The following is a 16,566-nucleotide window of genomic DNA, read 5'->3' as shown; positions in this document are numbered from 1 at the left end:
CGAACCTCACGTGCCCGCGTTTGACCGGCATTCGTCCGGACAATCGGACCAATCCGAACAATCACTCGTCGGGGTCGGCCCGCTCCAGCGCCGGCCGCAGACCGGGCTCCGATTCGGTCAGCAGATAGTCCGCTACGGCGGTGTCGGTGACCAGACTGGTCACGAGTCCCGAGCGCAGCACCGCCCCGATCGCGGACGCCTTGCGCAGCCCGCCGGCGATGGCCACGACCTCGGGGATCCGGCGCAGCCGGTCCGCCTCCACGGTGATGCACCGCTCGCCGAGGTCCCGCCCGACCCGGCGCCCTTGGGCGTCGAACAGATGGGCGGACATCTCGGCCGCGACACCCAGCGAGGCGTAGTGCGCCCGCTCCTCGTCGCTCAGCATGTCGTGGACGGTAGAGATGCCCGTCTCCCAGGACCCGATGGAGACGGCGGCGACCGTCACCTTGTCGAAGTACTCGAAGGCCCGCGCGATCCCCGTCTGGTTCCGCAGGGCGGCCGCGGTGGCCGGATCGGGCAGCAGCATCGGGGCGTAGATCGGGTGGGCATCGCCGCCCGACACCTGCGCGGCCCTGCGCACGGCCTCCACGGACCCGCGCTCGGCCGTACCGGCGTCGTAGACGCCCGTCAGCTGGACGACGGTGCAAGGAGGCAGGCGGTGCAGGGAGGCGGCCATGTGAATGGTCGACCGCCCCCACGCGAGACCCAGCACGTCCCCTTCGTTGACGAGCTCACCCAGCAGATCGGCGGCTACGGCACCCAGGTTCTCCGGGTCCGGCGCGTCCTCGGTGGCATCGGCCGGAGACTCCACGACCACGGCGTGCCGCAGCCCGTACCGGGCGCGCAGCGCGTCGGACCGCTCCGCGTCCAGCTCCGCCGGTACGCGGATCTCGATGCGTACGAGATCGCGCTCCAGAGCGGTCTCCAGGACCCGGGCCACCTTGAAGCGGCTCACGCCGAACTCCTCGGCGATCTGGATCTTGGACTTCCCCTCCAGGTAGAAGCGGCGCGCCATGGCCGCCGCCTGCACGAGCTCCGCGGGTCCCATCCGCAGGGCTGACCGTCCCGCCGACATTGCAGACACCGCGTTCTCCTCACTGCTGTTCACACCATCGTGTTCACACTCTCGACTCGCCGTTCATCCTGTCAGATCCGACGGCCGTTGATCAGCCTGGACAGCTCCCGTTCACCGAGCTGTTCACCAAGCCTTGTCTCAGTGGCTGCATGCCCAGGGCGCAGCGGCGATCGCCGCACCCGCCTGGTCACGCAGCGTGCGTACGGCTGCCGCCGGATCCACCGCTCCGTAGACCGCGCTGCCCGCCACGAACACGTCCGCGCCCGCCTCCGCGCACCGCTCGATGGTCGTGGCGGAGACGCCTCCGTCGACCTGGAGCCACAGCTCCAGACCGTGCCTGGAGATCAGCTCCCGGGTGCGGCGGATCTTGGGCAGCATGATGTCGAGGAAGGGCTGACCGCCGAAGCCGGGCTCCACGGTCATGATCAGCAGCATGTCGAGCTCGGGAAGGATGTCCTCGTACTGCTCGATGGGCGTCGCCGGCTTCAGCGCCATCGACGCCCGCGCCCCCTTGGCCCGGATCTCCCGCGCGAGCCGCACGGGCGCGGCGGCGGCCTCGGCGTGGAAGGTCACGGAGCCGGCACCGGCCTCGATGTACTGGGGGGCCCAGCGGTCGGGGTCCTCGATCATGAGGTGCAGATCGAGCGGGATGTCCGTCGCCCGGCTCAGCGACTCCACGATCGGCACGCCCAGCGTGAGGTTCGGGACGAAGTGATTGTCCATGACGTCGACATGCAGCCAGTCGGCCCCCTGAACGGCCTTCGCCTCCTCGGCGAGTCGGGCGAAGTCGGCGGACAAGATGCTGGGATTGATCTGAACGGCCATGCCCCAAGCGTGCCATGCCGCCAACGCCTTCCGGCCACTACCCCGGAAGTGGGGTGCTGGGCTCGTGCTGCGGGCCGATCTGTGACGTTGGCATGGTCCGGGGGGGGAGCCCGGGAGGGAGGAGGGGAGGAGCGGCCCAGTCGCTTCCTTGTGGGCCCTCTCCGGCTGATGGCCATCCATACACGGCTCCGGCAGGCCGCGCCGAAGACCTCCGCGACAACCTCCCGGACTCCGGCCCGTCCCGGACACCCCGTCCAGATCAGCCAGGGACGGCGGTTAGTCGCTAAGCCGAGCGGGAGTGTGTAGCGATCTGTCGCGCCCACCGACTCCGAGGGGCTGCATGTCCCCCTCTCGCTCGTGGTGGCGGGCGACCGTCACGGGAAGGGTGTCCAGACGCCCGGCCCTGGATGCTCTGATCGCCCCGCGCGTGTGTGGTGACTGAGCTTCCTGTCCTGCCGGAGCCGTGACGGATGCCCACTGGCCGGAGGGGGCTGCGTATCTGCGACTGGGCCGCTCCTCCCTGTCCTCCCTCCCGGCCGTTCCTCGGGGGGATCCCGGAAGTCTTGTGGCGTTTCGGGGTGGGCCGGTCGGTCAAGGGTGGCCGAAGGCCATCGCGTAGCGACGCGACCGAAGGGAGCGCCCTTGAGGGACCGGCCCGCACCGAAAGGACGCTGGACTGCCGGGCTCCCCCCGGACCATGCCAACGCCACCGACCAACCCGCAGCACAAGCCCACCACCCCGTCACCCCACCACCCCGTCACCCCAACACCCCCTACACCCCCTACACCCCAGACCCCCCATAACGCGCCGCCACCGCCTCCGCCCGCTCCCGCAGCAGCGTGCGCAGCGACTGGGGGGCCAGGGCTTCGCCGTCCGTGCCGAGCTGCCACAGCGCCCACTGGGCATGGCGCATGTCCTGGAAGGTCACCTCCAGGCGCAGCCAGCCGTCCCCGTCGCTCTCCGGCACCTCCGCGCGGACCGCCAGTGCGGTGTTCAGCAGGTCTTCCCGGCGCTCCGGGTTCACCCGGAGCCGCACGGCGATGTGGTCGCCGCCCGACAGGAACTGCGCCGAGCGTTCCCGCCAGATCCGGTCCAGATCGACCCGGTTCGGCCGCACTGCCGCCTCGGGGAGTTCCTCGGCCGCCAGCACGCGCGACAGCCGGTACGTGCGGTCCTCGCCGGATCTCGTGGCCAGCAGATAGCCCCGGTCCCGTACGGTGACCAGCCCTATCGGGTCCACCGTCCGCCACTGCGGCGTTCCGCCCGTGGCCGCGTAGTGGATCCGCAGCTTGTGTCCGGCGAGCACCGCGCGCCGGACCTCCATCATCGTGGCGCCGGGTACTTCTTCGGCGACCCGCCTGCGCGAGAGAAGGTCGGCCTCCGGGTCGACGAGGAATCGCTGCGCCGCGTCACTGGCGACGGCCCGATGGCTTTCGGGGAGCGCGTCGACCACCTTGCGCCTCGCCGAAGCGAGCGCCGGCCCCAGGCCGAAGGCCTGCTCGCCGTGCCCCGATCCGGCGGCCAGCAGGGCGAGGCTCTCCTCGTGGTTCAGGCCGGTGAGCTCGGTGCGGAATCCGGGCGACAGCGCGAAGCCGCCGTGCCGGCCGCGTTCGGCGTAGACCGGGACCCCGGCGGCCGACAGCGCCTCGATGTCGCGCAGCACCGTGCGGGTGGACACCTCCAGCTCGCTGGCCAGCGCGTCCGCGGTCAGCTGACCGCGCTGACGCAGCAGCAGTACGAGCGAGACCAAGCGATCTGCGCGCATGAAAAAACTCTATCGGAATACATGACAGAGGGTGTCGTGATTCATTGCGAGGCTCTTCATCAGCACAGCAGCACATCAGCACAGCAACGCAGCAACGCAGCAACGCAGCAGCCCAGCCTCTTCCCCAACGAACCGATGGAGCCGACATGGCCACGCAAATCCAGCGCACCGCCGTCAACCCCGTGACCTGGTCGGTCGAGATGGGCTTCAACCAGGGCGAGGTCGTCTCCGGCCAGACCCGGACCCTCTACCTCTCGGGCCAGACCGCGATGAGCGCCGAAGGCAAGCCCGAGCACGACGGCGACATGGCGGCGCAGCTGGCGCTGAGCATCGACAACGTGGAGGCGGTACTCGCCGAGGCCGGCATGTCCCTCGCCAACCTCGTCCGGCTCAACGTCTACACGACCGACGTCGACCTGCTCTTCCGGCACTACGGCGAGCTGGCGTCGCGGCTGGGCGCCGCCGGGGTGGCGCCCACCACCACGATGCTCGGGGTGTCACGGCTGGCGATCCCGGGCCAGCTGGTCGAGCTGGAGGGAACCGCCGTCGCGTAAGGCGCCCGGTCCGGCCGACCACCCGGGGGATGGTCGGCCGCCGGACCAGACCGAACCGAACCGACCGAACCGAACCGACCCGAACCGACCGAACCGACCCGAACCGACCGACCCGAACCGACCGACCCGAACCGACCGAACCGCTCCGCTACCCGGTCCTGCGGATCAGCGCCAGATACATAGCGTCCGTCCCGTGCAGGTGCGGCCACAGCTGTACGTCCGGGCCGTCGCCCAGGGCCGGGACCCCCTGCATGTACGGTCGCGCGTCGATCAGTTCCGCCGCGATCGGGGCCGCACCCGCGCCCCGGCCCTTCAGTACGTCTTCCACCACCACCCGGGTCTCCGCCAGGTGCGGCGAACACGTCGCGTAGCCCACGACGCCGCCCACCCGGACGGCCGAGAGCGCCTCGCGCAGCAGCCCGCGCTGGAGCGGCGCGAAGCTCTCCAGGTCTTCCGGGCGGCGGCGCCAGCGCGCCTCCGGGCGGCGGCGCAGGGCGCCGAGGCCCGAGCAGGGCACGTCCATCAGGACCCGGTCGAAGGAGCCCGGCAGCCACGGCGGGCGGGTGCCGTCGGCCGTGATGACCTGGTAGGGGCCCGGGTTGCCGGCGAGCGCGCGCTCGACCAGCCGGGCCCGGTGGGGCTGCTTCTCGGAGGCCAGCAGGAACGCACCCCGCTGGGCGGCGAGCGCCGCGAGCAGCGCCGCCTTGCCACCCGGTCCGGCGCATCCGTCCAGCCAGCGCTCGTCGCGGCCCTCGACCGGGGCGGCCGCCAGGGCCATCGCCACCAGCTGGCTGCCTTCGTCCTGGACTCCGGCGCGGCCGTCGCGCACCGCCTCCAGCGCGCCCGGTTCACCGCCCTCGGCCATCCGGACCGCGTACGGGGACCAGCGCCCGGGCAGCGCCGAGTCCTCGCCCACCGCCTCCAGCAGCTCCTGGGCCGTGGACCGCCCGGGCCGTGCGACGAGCGTGACCTCGGGCCGCTCGTTGTCGGCCTCCAGCAGGTCCTCGATCCCGGCCCGGCCGCCGCCCAGCGAGTCCCACAGGGCGCTGACGACCCACCTCGGGTGCGAGTGGAAGACCGCGAGGTGCTCCTCGGCATCGTCCTCGTACGGCGGGGCGACCTTCTCCAGCCACTCGTCCAGGTCGTGCGCGGAGATCTTGCGCAGCACCGCGTTGACGAACTTCGCCCGCCCGTCCCCGAGCACCACCCGGGCCAGCTCCACGCTCGCGGACACCGCCGCGTGGGTGGGGATCCGGGTCCCGAGCAGCTGGTGCGCGCCGAGCGAGAGCACGTCGAGCACCGGCGGGTCGACCTCGCGCAGCGGCCGGTCGATGCAGGCCTTGATGACCGCGTCGTACGTGCCCTGGCGGCGCAGGGTCCCGTAGACGAGCTCGGTGGCCAGCGCCGCGTCCCGCGCCTGGAAGGTCTCGTCCTTGCGGGCCTTCTTCAGCAGCGGCGGCAGCACGAGGTTCGCGTACGCGTCGCGCTCGTCCACCGCCCGCAACACCTCGAAGGCCAGCATCCGGACGGGGTCCTTCTTGGGCCTCCGGTGGGGCTTGGCCGACTTGGCGGGCTTGCCGCCGCTCTTGGGCTGTTCGCTCACGTGAAAGGTGCTCCGGATTTACGTACCGCTGGGATGGAACAAAACAAACAAAAACAAACTCAGAAAATCAGCCTACGTCGGTCCCGCCCAGCCGCTCGCCGGGGGCGATCCGCACCCCGCGCGCCCAGTCGGCGGCCTTCATGGGCTTCTTGCCCTGCGGCTGCACCCAGAGCAGCTCCACGGCGTGCGAGCCGGTGCCGACGTAGACGTTGTTCTTGGCCACGCCCAGGTCACCCGGCGCGAGGTCCGTCCGGTCCGCGACCGGCTTGACCGAGACCAGCTTGAGCCGCTCCCCCCGGAAGACCGTCCACGCGCCCGGCGCGGGGGTGCAGCCGCGCACCAGCCGGTCGACGCGCATCGCGGGCGCCTTCCAGTCGACCCGGGCGTCCTCGACGGTGATCTTCGGCGCGAGCGAGATCCCGTCGGCGGGCTGCTCCACCGCGCGCAGGGTGCCGTCCTCGATGCCGTCCATGGTGGCGACCAGCAGCCCGGAGCCGGCGAAGGCGAGGCGGGTCAGCAGGTCGCCGCTGGTGTCGGTGGGCCGGATCTCCTCGGTGAGGATCCCGAAGACCGGGCCGGTGTCCAGCCCCTCCTCGATCCGGAAGGTGGAGGCACCGGTGACCTCGTCGCCCGCCATGATCGACTGCTGCACGGGCGCGGCACCGCGCCACGCGGGCAGCAGCGAGAAGTGCAGGTTGACCCAGCCGTGCTTGGGGATGTCCAGGGCGCCCTTGGGAATCAGCGCACCGTAGGCGACCACCGGGCAGCAGTCGGGCCCGATCTCCCTCAACCGGGCCTGGAAGTCCGGGTCGCGCGGCCGGGCGGGCTTGAGCACCTCGATGCCGGCTTCCTCGGCGCGCTCGGCGACGGGGCTGGCGACGAGGCGACGGCCCCGGCCGGCCGGGGCGTCGGGCCGGGTGACTACGGCGGCGACCTCGTGACGCCCGGAGGCGATCAGAGCGTCCAGGGCGGGCACGGCGACCTCGGGGGTGCCTGCGAAGACGAGCTTCACTGGGGTCTACCTCGCTATCTCGGCTGTCAGCAGCACATCAGTCTATGGTCTGTCCGCCCACGGTCCCACCTGCGTCGCACCGCCCGCCCGAGGGGGCGTACGCACACACGCGCGCTCCTCGCATATGCCGACACGCCCCCACAGCGTGACCTGCCCACCCGGTAGCGCGTTGGTCAAGAGAGATTGACCGAAACGGGCCGCGAAACAGAACGGTGTCTGCGGCCCTATCCGCTCTTCAGCACCGGTTCGAGAGGCTTCTTCATGGCCGACCACGCCACCCACGACGCCCAAGCACGGGCCAGCCTGCACCTCCTGGTGCGGGACATCGAGCGGGTTCGCCGGCAGGTGGATGCTCTGCGTACGCTCACCGCCCAGCTCGGCAACGTCTACCGCCCGCGCCGCTCAGGCCCGTCCACGGGCTTCGTCGTCTACGGCCGGGCACCCGCGCCCACCGTCCGCCTCGCCCAGGAGCTGCGGGACAGCGTCGAGACGCTGGTCACCGCCGCGGTGGACTTCGACCGCTCGCTCGGCTTCTCGTGGGACGCGGTCGGCTCGGCGCTCGGCGTCACCAAGCAGGCCGTCCACCGGCGCTACGGTGCGCGGCGGGCGCAGAGCTCCGAGTCCGCCGAGCGGGAGCCGCTGGCGGAGGGCACGACGACCACCACGACGACCCGGACCCTGGGCCCCCTGCCCACCGTCCCGGCGGCCCGCTCGGTGCCGCCGCAGCCGGTGCGCGAGGAGGCGGGCGCCTCGTCCCGCCCCGCCGCCTTCCCCGGCCCCCGCAACGGCTGACCCACCCCCGTCGGGACGCCGACCCCCGACGGCCCAGCCCCCGCCAGAGCGCCCCCAGGGCCGCCCCGCCGGGGGCTTCGTCCTTCCTGGCAACGGGAAGGACGGAGAGGGTCCCCTACCCGCCCTTCCACCGTTCCCCGGACCAGCCCGGACCCGGTCCTCAAACGCCGGACGGCTGGAGATGCCGCGGCACGGCGAATCCAGCCTCGCCGGCGTTTGAGGCGCGGGGTCTGGGGCGGAGCCCCAGAAGGGTCCGGGCGGAGCCCGGGGAACGGGCGAAGGGCGGGTAGGGGACAGCCCCGCAGGGCACGCCGGCCCAGCCCAGCCCGGGCCTAGCCGATGTCCAGCGGATCGATCCGGATCCGGACCGCCTCCGCCGCCGGGACGCCCCGCGCCAGACGGGCCACCTGCGCAGACTTCAGCGCAGCGGCCAGCGCGGCCCCGCTCCCGGGCGGGACCCGGACCAGCGCCCGCTCCCCCGCCGACGGCTCCCCCCGGAGCCCGGGCAGCGGCACGGGCCCCAGCACCTCCGCGTCCGGCGGCAGCCCGGCCCCCGCCAGGAAGGTCTGCACCAGTTCGGCGCTGCCCGCGGCCACCGCCGCCATCCGGGACACCGGCGGGAACCCGAGCTGCGCCCGCTCCGCGAGCTCCCGTACCGCGTGCCCGACGGGATCCCACCGCACCAGCGCCTGGACCGGCCGCAGCGTCGGCTCGGCGACCACCACCACCTGCCCGTCCCCCCGTACCAGCGAGGCCGCCGCGATCCACCGCCGCAGCGCGTCCTCGCCCGCCCGCAGGTCGGGCCGGCTCAGCATGGCCCAGCCGTCCAGGAGCAGCGCCGCCGCGTACCCCGGGCCCGCCGCGACCGGCTCGGCGCCGGGCGTGGACACCACCAGCGCGGGCCGGTCCGGTACCTCGTCCAGGATGTGGTCGCGCCCGGAGGTGCGTACGGGTACGGCCGGGAAGGCCCGCCCCAGCTCCTCGGCGGTCCGCCGCGCTCCCACCACCTGGGCCCGCAGCCGGAACGATCCGCACTCCTCGCAGTGCCAGGCCGGCTCGCCCCTTCCGCACCACCCGCAGTGCAGGTCACGCTGGTCGGGCGCCTCCAGCGGCCCCGCGCACACCGTGCACCGCGCGGGCGTCCGGCACCGCTCGCACGCCAGCCGCGGCACGTAGCCCCGCCGGGGCACCTGTACGAGCACGGGCCCGGTCTTCAGTCCCTCCCGTACGGTCTCCCACGCGAGGCTCGGCAGCCGTGCGGCCCGCGCGGCCCCGTCGCGGGCCAGCAGTTCGTCGCCGACGGTCCGGATCCGGGGCGCGTACGTCCGGACGGTCTCGCGGTCGGCGACCAGCGGCCGGGCCCAGCCGGACTCGACGAGCTGCGCGGCCTCCACCGTGCAGCTGGTGCTGCCCACCAGGAAGGCGCAGCCGTCGGTGACCGCGCGCAGTTCCAGCACCTCCCGCACGTGCGGGAAGGGGGCGTGGACGTCGCTGTGGCTGGAGTCCCCGTCGTCCCAGACGGCGACGAGCCCCAGGTCCCGTACGGGGGCGAACATCGCGGCCCGGGTGCCGACCACGGCCCGCACCGAGCCCCGGCTGACGGCCAGCCACTCGCGGTAGCGCTTCTCCGGCCCGGACTCGGCGGTCAGCAGCGCGTGCCGCCCCTCGCCGAGGAGGGCGGTGAGCGCCGCGTCGACGCGGGCGGCGGTGCGTCCGTCGGGGACCACGGCGAGGGCGCCGCGTCCGGAGGCGAGGGCGGCGGCCATGGCGCGGGCCAGCTCGTCGGCCCAGCCGGGGCCGGGCAGGGCGGTCCAGACGGCGCGCGGGGTTCCGCCGCTCGCCAGGGCGCGCAGGAAGCCGGGGCCGGCTCCGTACCGCTCCCAGCCGGCGGGCTCGGGCGCGGCGGGCGGGGGCAGCGGTTCGGGGGACGGCTTGGACTCGGCGCGGGCGCTGCGCGCGGGCAGCGCGAGCTGGAGGACGTCGGCGAGGCTGCCGGCGTACCGGTCGGCGACGGCCCGGGCCAGGGCGAGCATGCGGGGGCCGAGCACGACCTCGGGCGAGACCACCTGGGCGAGGGCGGCGAGGGCTCCGTTGTAGTCGGACTCGGCGCGGCGCTCGATGACGAAGCCGTCGATGAGCCCGCCGCCCTCGCGGCGGCCGCCGTGGACCCGGTGGGAGCCCGCGCCGAAGCGGACCCGGACGCGGACGCCGGGCTGGGCGTCCGCGGAGAGTTCGGCGGGGACGGCGTAGTCGAAGAGCCGGTCGAGGTGGAGCACGCCCTTGTTGACCAGGACCCGGGCCACGGGCAGTTCTTCGGCGACGGAGGCCCCGCGCCAGGTCCGCGGCTTGGCCTTGGGTGCCTTGGCCTTCGCCTCGGCGACCATCTCCCGCATCAGCGCCAGCTGCTCCGGCGGGGAATCGTTCGCGCTGCTCACAGCAGCATTCTTACCAAACGCCACCGACAGTGGCGTCCAGGGTGCGGCACCGGCGCGATAGCGCCAACGGAATACGGCCCCGGACCACAGGGGTCCGGGGCCGTCCGTCGAGCGGGTGCCACGAGCGGTCCTACGAGCAGGACGCGCGGGTCCTACAGGCCGGCAGCGGTGCGCAGGGCGTCCACGCGGTCGGTGCGCTCCCAGGTGAAGTCCGGCAGCTCGCGGCCGAAGTGGCCGTAGGCGGCGGTCTGGGCGTAGATCGGGCGCAGCAGGTCGAGGTCGCGGATGATCGCGGCCGGGCGCAGGTCGAAGACCTGGCCGATGGCGTTCTCGATCTTCTCGACGTCGACCTTGTGCGTGCCGAAGGTCTCCACGAACAGGCCGACGGGCTCGGCCTTGCCGATCGCGTACGCGACCTGGACCTCGCAGCGCGAGGCCAGACCGGCGGCGACCACGTTCTTGGCGACCCAGCGCATGGCGTAGGCGGCGCTGCGGTCGACCTTGGACGGGTCCTTGCCCGAGAAGGCGCCGCCACCGTGACGGGCCATGCCGCCGTAGGTGTCGATGATGATCTTGCGGCCGGTCAGGCCGGCGTCGCCCATCGGGCCGCCGATCTCGAAGCGGCCGGTGGGGTTGACCAGCAGGCGGTAGCCCTCGGTGTCGAGCTTGATGCCGTCTTCGACGAGCTGGTTCAGCACGTGCTCGACGACGAACTCGCGGATGTCCGGGGCGAGCAGCGAGTCCAGGTCGATGTCCGCGGCGTGCTGCGAGGACACGACGACCGTGTCGAGGCGGACGGCCTTGTCGCCGTCGTACTCGATGGTGACCTGGGTCTTGCCGTCGGGGCGCAGGTACGGGATGGTCCCGTTCTTGCGGACCTCGGACAGCCGCTTCGAGAGGCGGTGCGCGATGTGGATCGGGAGCGGCATGAGCTCGGGGGTCTCGTCGCAGGCGTACCCGAACATCAGGCCCTGGTCGCCGGCGCCCTGCTTGTCGAGCTCGTCCTCATCGCCCTCGACCCGCTTCTCGTACGCGGTGTCGACGCCCTGCGCGATGTCCGGGGACTGCGCGCCGATGGACACCGACACGCCGCAGGAGGCGCCGTCGAAGCCCTTCTTCGAGGAGTCGTAGCCGATCTCGAGGATCTTGTCGCGGACGAGCTGCGCGATCGGCGCGTACGCCTTCGTCGTCACCTCTCCCGCGATGTGGACGAGACCGGTGGTGATGAGGGTCTCCACGGCGACGCGCGAGGTCGGGTCCTCGGTGAGGAGCGCGTCGAGAATGGTGTCGCTGATCTGGTCAGCGATCTTGTCGGGGTGACCCTCGGTCACAGACTCCGAGGTGAACAGGCGACGGGACACAACGCTCCCTGGGGTTGCAGCGGCTGCTGGCTGAAATTTTGGTGGAACGACATCGGAGGCTGCGCCCGATCACGTTCCGGCTGCAGTTTATCGGTCGCCACCGTTCGCCGGACCACCCGTCTCGCCCTATGGGAGCCGTGTGACCTGCGACACTCCATTCTTACCCAAGGAGCAGCCTGCGGAAAGGGCCTCCGCTCAGGCGCGTCGCGCCGCGAGTCGCGGTGCCACCTGGTCCCAAATCACGTCTGCCAGCGATTCCTTCGGACCGTAGGGGACGGCGAGTTCGCTTCCGTCGGAGGACAGGATGACCGCCTCGTTCTCCTCGGAACCAAAGGTCTTCGCCTCACCCACCTCATTCACGACGAGAAGGTCACACCCCTTGCGGAGGAGCTTGCTCCGCCCGTTGGCGAGGACGTCGTCCGTCTCGGCGGCGAATCCCACCACGACCTGGCCCTCCCGGGCCCGGTCGGAGGAAATCTCCGCGAGAATGTCCGGATTGCGTACGAGGGCGACCGGTGCGGGCTCCTGCCCGTCCTTCTTCTTGATCTTCCCGCCCGCGTACTCGGCCGGCCGGAAGTCGGCCACGGCCGCGGCCATCACCACCGCGTCGGCGTCCGCGGCGGCCTTGAGCACGGCCTCGCGCAGCTGCAGGGCCGTCCCGACCCGTACGAGGTCCACCCCGGCGGGGTCGGCGAGCGCGGTGTTGGCGGAGACCAGGGTGACCCGGGCCCCGCGGGCGACCGCGGTACGGGCGAGGGCGTAGCCCTGCTTGCCGGAGGAGCGGTTGCCGAGGAAGCGGACCGGGTCCAGCGGCTCGCGGGTGCCGCCCGCGCTGATCACCACGTGCCGCCCGGCGAGGTCGGGCTCGGCCACCCCGCGGGCGAGGACCCTTGCGCACACCTCGAAGATCTCCTCGGGGTCGGGCAGCCGCCCCTTGCCGGTGTCCTTGCCGGTGAGCCGGCCGACGGCGGGCTCGATGACGACGGCGCCCCGCCGGCGCAGCGTGGCCACGTTCTCCCGGGTCGCCGGGTGCTCCCACATCTCGGTGTGCATCGCGGGTGCGAACACCACGGGACAGCGCGCGGTGAGCAGCGTATTGGTCAGCAGGTCGTCGGCCAGCCCGTGGGCCGCCTTGGCCAGCATGTCGGCGGTGGCCGGGGCGACGACGACGAGGTCGGCGCTCTGCCCGATGCGCACGTGCGGCACCTCGTGGACGCTCTCCCAGACCTCGGTGGAGGCCGGGTTCCCCGAGAGGGCGGCCCAGGTGGCCTCCCCGACGAAGTTCAGCGACGCCGCCGTCGGCACCACGCGGACGTCGTGCCCGGACTCGGTCAGCCGGCGCAGCAGCTCGCACGCCTTGTAAGCGGCGATCCCGCCACTGACTCCGAGCACGACCTTCGGCTTACCCACCACACACGCCCCTTCGGCTGACTGCGTCGACTGACCGCGACGACACCTCTATGACACACCACAGGCCCGGCAGATGTTCTGCCGGGCCTGTGGTGAAAGGACACTCGTGTCTTACTGAGCCGGGGCCTCGATGGCCTCGGAGGTCAGCAGACCCGCGTTGATCTCGCGCAGCGCGATCGAAAGCGGCTTCTCGTGGACGTGGGTGTCCACCAGCGGGCCGACGTACTCGAGCAGGCCCTCACCGAGCTGCGAGTAGTACGCGTTGATCTGACGGGCACGCTTGGCCGCGTAGATCACGAGGCTGTACTTCGAGTCCGTGGCCTCGAGCAGCTCGTCGATCGGCGGGTTGATGATGCCCTCGGGCGCAGTAATGGAAGAGGACACGCTCTACCTTCCGAAGATGGGGTAATACCTAGAAGTGTCGATTTCGGACCGTCCGGACCGGTTGAACACCGGTCAGCGATCAGACGACATTCATCAAGGCTAGCAGCTCGCGCGCGACGTCCTCGACCGAGGTGTTGACCAGGGTGCTGTCGAACTCGGATTCGGCAGCAAGTTCGATCTTGGCGGCGCCGAGCCGGCGCTCCACGACCTCCGCCGTTTCGGTGCCCCGGCCGGTGAGCCGGCGGACCAGTTCGTCCCAGCTCGGAGGAGCGAGGAAGACCAGCTGTGCCTCGGACATGGACTCGCGTACGAGCCGTGCGCCCTGGAGATCGATCTCCAGCAGGACCGGCTCGCCGTTCTCCAGGCGTTCCAGCACTGCGCCGCGCGGTGTGCCGTAGCGGTTGCCCGCGAACTCGGCCCACTCCAGCAGCTCGCCATTGGCGATCAGCTTGTCGAACTCGTCGTCGTTGACGAAGAAGTAGTGGACTCCGTGTCGCTCACCGGGCCGCGGCTTGCGGGTGGTGGCCGACACCGAGAGCCAGACCTCGGGGTGAACCTTGCGCATATGCGCGACGACCGTGCTCTTGCCGACCCCCGAGGGGCCGGAGAGCACGGTCAGCCGCGGACGAACCTCTGCTGCCATAGAGCGATTATCCAGCTTCTCGGGACTGCCTGAGAACGCCGGGAGAACTTCGGACGACGCCTTAGGCGGCGCTGCCGCCGAACTCGCGCTCCAGAGAGGCGATCTGGTTGGAACCGAGACCTCGGACACGCCGGGATTCGGAGATGCCGAGGCGCTCCATGAGCTGCTTGGCGCGCACCTTGCCAACGCCGGGCAGGGACTCCAGGAGAGCGGAAACCTTCATCTTGCCGATGACGTCGTTCTCCTGCCCCAGCTTGATGACGTCGTGCAGGGAGGCGCCGGAGTGCTTGAGTCGATTCTTCACCTCGGCCCGCTCCCGGCGAGCCGCGGCGGCCTTTTCGAGCGCTGCTGCGCGCTGTTCAGGGGTAAGGGGCGGAAGAGCCACGCCTACGTCACCTCGGATGTCGAACTGTCGGATACGGACCAGTGAAATGCCGGAAGGCATCACACCAGGGCGAGCCTCCGAACAGCGGTGGTGCTCGATCGCTGCTCGTTCACTCTGCTCGGAGACTAGCGGCCATGACCGCTCCAGTCAGCGAGAACGGACGAAAAGTCCTGGTCAGCCTCCACTGAACCGTACATCACGGACAAACCACCCCGGATTTGTCCGGTGAAAGACGTTCGAATTTCGTCAGCGAGTGCGATGAGCGAGCCCGACGGCGTCCTCGAACGCTCCGATCCCGCGTGCGGCGAGCGCCGCGCGCAGGTCTTCGCGGATCCTCAGGGGCGCGGACGGATCGTTGAACAGGGCGGTCCCGACCGCCACCCCCGAGGCGCCGGCGAGGACGAATTCGAGCGCGTCCCGGCCGGAGGCGATCCCGCCCATCCCGAGGACGGGGACCCGCCGGACGGCGCCCGCCAGCATCGCTCCGTGGACCTGGAAGACGCAGCGGACGGCAACGGGCCGGATCGCCGGGCCGGAGAGGCCTCCGGTGACCCCGGCGAGGGCCGGGCGCATGGTGCCGGTGTCGATGGTCATCCCGAGGACGGTGTTGATCATCGAGAGCCCGTCGGCACCCGCCTCCGTACAGGCCGCCGCGATGTCCGTGATCCGTGTCACATCGGGGGTCAGCTTGGCGTAGACGGGCAGTGCGGGGTCGGCCGCCGCCTTGACCGCCTTGACCACTTCGAAGGAGGCGTCGGCGTCACAGGCGAAGACGAGACCGCGGTTCGCGACGTTGGGGCAGGAGATGTTGGCCTCGATGCCGACCACGCCGGGCCGCCCCGTCAGCCGGGCGGCCGCCTCGGCGAACTCCTCCGTACGCTCCCCCGCGACCGATACGAGCACCCGTGCCCCGCGCTCGGCCAGCCAGGGGAGCTCGTGCTCGACGAAGTGGTCGATGCCGGAGCCCTGGAGCCCGATGGAGTTCAGCATCCCGCTCGGGGTCTCGGCCATCCGCGGCGTGGCGCGGCCGGAGCGGACGTACGGCATCACGGTCTTGGTGGTGATCGTGCCGAGCTCGTGGAGGGGGGTGAACCGGTGCAGCTCACGGCCGTAGCCGGCGCAGCCGGAGGCGGTGGAGACGGGGTTCGGGAGGGTGACGTGAGCGCCGAGGGGCGCGGACATGTCCACGTCTTCCGGGGTGAGGGGGCTCGGGGGATTCACCGGTCGGCGCTCGCCTTCGGGGTCATGGCGGCCGCGCCTTCGAGGTCCTCGGGCAGGGTTCCGGCGTCGTCCCAGCGGACGGTGGTGCCGTCGAAAACGGGGCCGGATGTGCAGGAGCGAAGGAAACGGGTGACGCCGTCGGGGCCGGTGACGGGTAGGACGCAGCTCATGCAGATCCCGATCCCGCAGGCCATGGCCTCCTCGACGGCGGTGTGGCTGGCGGCTCCGGCGGCGGTGGCGATCTCCGTGACGGCCTTGAGCATGCCCATCGGGCCGCAGGAGTGGACCTCGGTGGCGCCGATCCCGTTGACGGCCTCGAGCAGGGGTCCCGTGACCCGGCCCCGGCGGCCGGCGGAACCGTCCTCGGTGACCACGTACACGTGCTCGGCGAGGGCCTTGGCCCGCTCGACCCCGAACAGCCGGTCGGCGGTGGACGCGCCGAGCACGAAGGCGACCCGGCCGCCGCGGCCGAGGATCTCCTCGGCGAGGGCGAACATCGGGGCGCTGCCGTAGCCGCCCGCGACGAGGACCGCGCCGACCGGGCCGTCGGGGAGCGGGAAGGGGGTGCCGAGGGGGGCGATGAGGTCCACGGTGTCGCCGGGGCGGTGCGCGGCCAGTGCCCTGGTCCCGCGGCCGGCCTCGGCGAAGACGAACTCGACGGCGCGGGTCGCCGGGTCGGCGCGGTGGATGGAGAACGCGCGGCGGAGCAGTGCGCTGCTGTCCCGGCCGCCGATGGCGAGGGCACCGAAGTGGCCGGGGCGCACGCCCGTGACGCCGGGGGCGTCGAGGACGAGGTGGTGGTAGGCCCCGACGGGGTCGATGCGCCGGATCGTGGCGGCGGTCTGTACTGGGGGCACGCGGGGCGCTCCGTCCGGGATAGGGGCCGTAACCCCCCACCCCATGATCGCCCGGGCCCGCCCCCTCCGGCACCGGTCCGAAGCCCCGACCCTCCGGGCCCTACGCCCCGACCCGCCCCCATCCCGCTGCGCGGGGCGGCAGTCCCCGCAGCGCCCCTTGCCGCTGCGCGGGGCAGAAGTCCCCTACCCGCCCTTCCACCGTTCCCCGGGGCTGCGCCCCGGACCCCCTGGGGCTCGGCCCCA

15 protein-coding genes are annotated in these 16,566 nt (G+C 72.1%); 2 read left to right on the top strand and 13 right to left on the bottom strand.

The features are described 5' to 3' along the window. Window positions 1-61 precede the first annotated feature (61 nt). The 3 genes from OG730_RS33465 to OG730_RS33455 form a co-directional block, all read right to left on the bottom strand. Entirely contained in the window at window positions 62-1,075 is a 1,014-nt protein-coding gene (locus OG730_RS33465; RefSeq protein WP_442815226.1) for a sugar-binding transcriptional regulator, read from the bottom strand. A 138-nt stretch (window positions 1,076-1,213) separates the two neighbouring features. Continuing rightward, the gene (gene rpe / locus OG730_RS33460) at window positions 1,214-1,900 is read right to left on the bottom strand and encodes a ribulose-phosphate 3-epimerase (RefSeq protein WP_327307728.1); all 687 of its coding nucleotides are present in this window, start codon (window positions 1,898-1,900) and stop codon (window positions 1,214-1,216) included. 782 nt (window positions 1,901-2,682) lie between these two features. Beyond that, window positions 2,683-3,666: a helix-turn-helix transcriptional regulator gene (locus OG730_RS33455; RefSeq protein WP_327307727.1), complete on the bottom strand. Its 984-nt coding sequence runs from the start codon at window positions 3,664-3,666 to the stop codon at window positions 2,683-2,685. A gap of 158 nt (window positions 3,667-3,824) precedes the next feature. Here OG730_RS33455 and OG730_RS33450 point away from each other — a divergent pair, with 158 nt between their 5' ends. Further along, on the top strand, window positions 3,825-4,220 hold the full coding sequence (locus tag OG730_RS33450; RefSeq protein ID WP_327309529.1) for a RidA family protein: 396 nt from the start codon (window positions 3,825-3,827) through the stop codon (window positions 4,218-4,220). Between the two features lie 148 nt (window positions 4,221-4,368). On the opposite strand, the gene OG730_RS33445 is transcribed toward OG730_RS33450, so the two are convergent. Together OG730_RS33445 and fmt are read right to left on the bottom strand one after the other, a co-directional pair. Beyond that, the gene (locus OG730_RS33445; RefSeq protein ID WP_327307726.1) at window positions 4,369-5,823 is read right to left on the bottom strand and encodes an RsmB/NOP family class I SAM-dependent RNA methyltransferase; all 1,455 of its coding nucleotides are present in this window, start codon (window positions 5,821-5,823) and stop codon (window positions 4,369-4,371) included. A gap of 67 nt (window positions 5,824-5,890) precedes the next feature. Next, window positions 5,891-6,835, bottom strand: a complete 945-nt coding sequence (gene fmt / locus OG730_RS33440) for a methionyl-tRNA formyltransferase (RefSeq protein ID WP_327307724.1) — start codon at window positions 6,833-6,835, stop codon at window positions 5,891-5,893. Between the two features lie 261 nt (window positions 6,836-7,096). Between fmt and OG730_RS33435 the strand changes: the two genes are divergently transcribed. Then, entirely contained in the window at window positions 7,097-7,627 is a 531-nt protein-coding gene (locus OG730_RS33435) for a hypothetical protein (RefSeq protein WP_327307722.1), read from the top strand. Window positions 7,628-7,959: 332 nt separating this feature from the next. On the opposite strand, the gene OG730_RS33430 is transcribed toward OG730_RS33435, so the two are convergent. The 8 genes from OG730_RS33430 to OG730_RS33395 all read right to left on the bottom strand — a co-directional run bounded on the left by OG730_RS33430 (window position 7,960) and on the right by OG730_RS33395 (window position 16,323). Next, window positions 7,960-10,062 (bottom strand): primosomal protein N', encoded by a 2,103-nt coding sequence (locus tag OG730_RS33430; RefSeq protein WP_327307721.1) that lies wholly within the window; start codon window positions 10,060-10,062, stop codon window positions 7,960-7,962. Between the two features lie 152 nt (window positions 10,063-10,214). Further along, window positions 10,215-11,423, bottom strand: a complete 1,209-nt coding sequence (metK, locus tag OG730_RS33425; RefSeq protein ID WP_243334350.1) for a methionine adenosyltransferase — start codon at window positions 11,421-11,423, stop codon at window positions 10,215-10,217. A 195-nt stretch (window positions 11,424-11,618) separates the two neighbouring features. Then, window positions 11,619-12,833: a bifunctional phosphopantothenoylcysteine decarboxylase/phosphopantothenate--cysteine ligase CoaBC gene (gene coaBC / locus OG730_RS33420; protein WP_327307720.1), complete on the bottom strand. Its 1,215-nt coding sequence runs from the start codon at window positions 12,831-12,833 to the stop codon at window positions 11,619-11,621. A gap of 111 nt (window positions 12,834-12,944) precedes the next feature. Beyond that, window positions 12,945-13,217 carry a DNA-directed RNA polymerase subunit omega gene (gene rpoZ, locus OG730_RS33415; RefSeq protein WP_004948662.1) on the bottom strand — a complete coding sequence of 91 codons (273 nt, stop codon included), beginning with the start codon at window positions 13,215-13,217 and terminating at the stop codon, window positions 12,945-12,947. A 79-nt stretch (window positions 13,218-13,296) separates the two neighbouring features. Next, a complete protein-coding gene (gene gmk / locus OG730_RS33410) occupies window positions 13,297-13,860 on the bottom strand; it encodes a guanylate kinase (RefSeq protein WP_327307719.1) in 564 nt (187 codons plus the stop codon). Window positions 13,861-13,921: 61 nt separating this feature from the next. Further along, window positions 13,922-14,245 carry an integration host factor, actinobacterial type gene (gene mihF, locus OG730_RS33405; protein ID WP_327307718.1) on the bottom strand — a complete coding sequence of 108 codons (324 nt, stop codon included), beginning with the start codon at window positions 14,243-14,245 and terminating at the stop codon, window positions 13,922-13,924. A 246-nt stretch (window positions 14,246-14,491) separates the two neighbouring features. Continuing rightward, complete coding sequence (locus tag OG730_RS33400) at window positions 14,492-15,466, bottom strand: dihydroorotate dehydrogenase (RefSeq protein ID WP_327307717.1); 975 nt, start codon at window positions 15,464-15,466, stop codon at window positions 14,492-14,494. Continuing rightward, window positions 15,463-16,323: a dihydroorotate dehydrogenase electron transfer subunit gene (locus OG730_RS33395; RefSeq protein ID WP_327307716.1), complete on the bottom strand. Its 861-nt coding sequence runs from the start codon at window positions 16,321-16,323 to the stop codon at window positions 15,463-15,465. The genes OG730_RS33400 and OG730_RS33395 overlap by 4 nt, the downstream gene beginning before the upstream one ends. Window positions 16,324-16,566: the final 243 nt, after the last annotated feature.

Origin of the sequence: Streptomyces sp. NBC_01298, assembly GCF_035978755.1 — a bacterium.
Lineage (GTDB): Bacteria > Actinomycetota > Actinomycetes > Streptomycetales > Streptomycetaceae > Streptomyces.
Note: the sequence above shows the minus strand (reverse complement) of the source record. Positions and strands in the feature narration are given on the sequence as shown.

Excerpts from the sequence above, each read along its gene's own strand:
- gmk (WP_327307719.1), bottom strand. The coding sequence starts at position 13,860 with ATGGCAGCAGAGGTTCGTCCGCGGCTGACCGTGCTCTCCGGCCCCTCG.
- rpe (WP_327307728.1), bottom strand. The coding sequence starts at position 1,900 with ATGGCCGTTCAGATCAATCCCAGCATCTTGTCCGCCGACTTCGCCCGA.
- OG730_RS33455 (WP_327307727.1), bottom strand. The coding sequence starts at position 3,666 with ATGCGCGCAGATCGCTTGGTCTCGCTCGTACTGCTGCTGCGTCAGCGC.
- OG730_RS33435 (WP_327307722.1), top strand. The coding sequence starts at position 7,097 with ATGGCCGACCACGCCACCCACGACGCCCAAGCACGGGCCAGCCTGCAC.
- OG730_RS33465 (WP_442815226.1), bottom strand. The coding sequence starts at position 1,075 with ATGTCGGCGGGACGGTCAGCCCTGCGGATGGGACCCGCGGAGCTCGTG.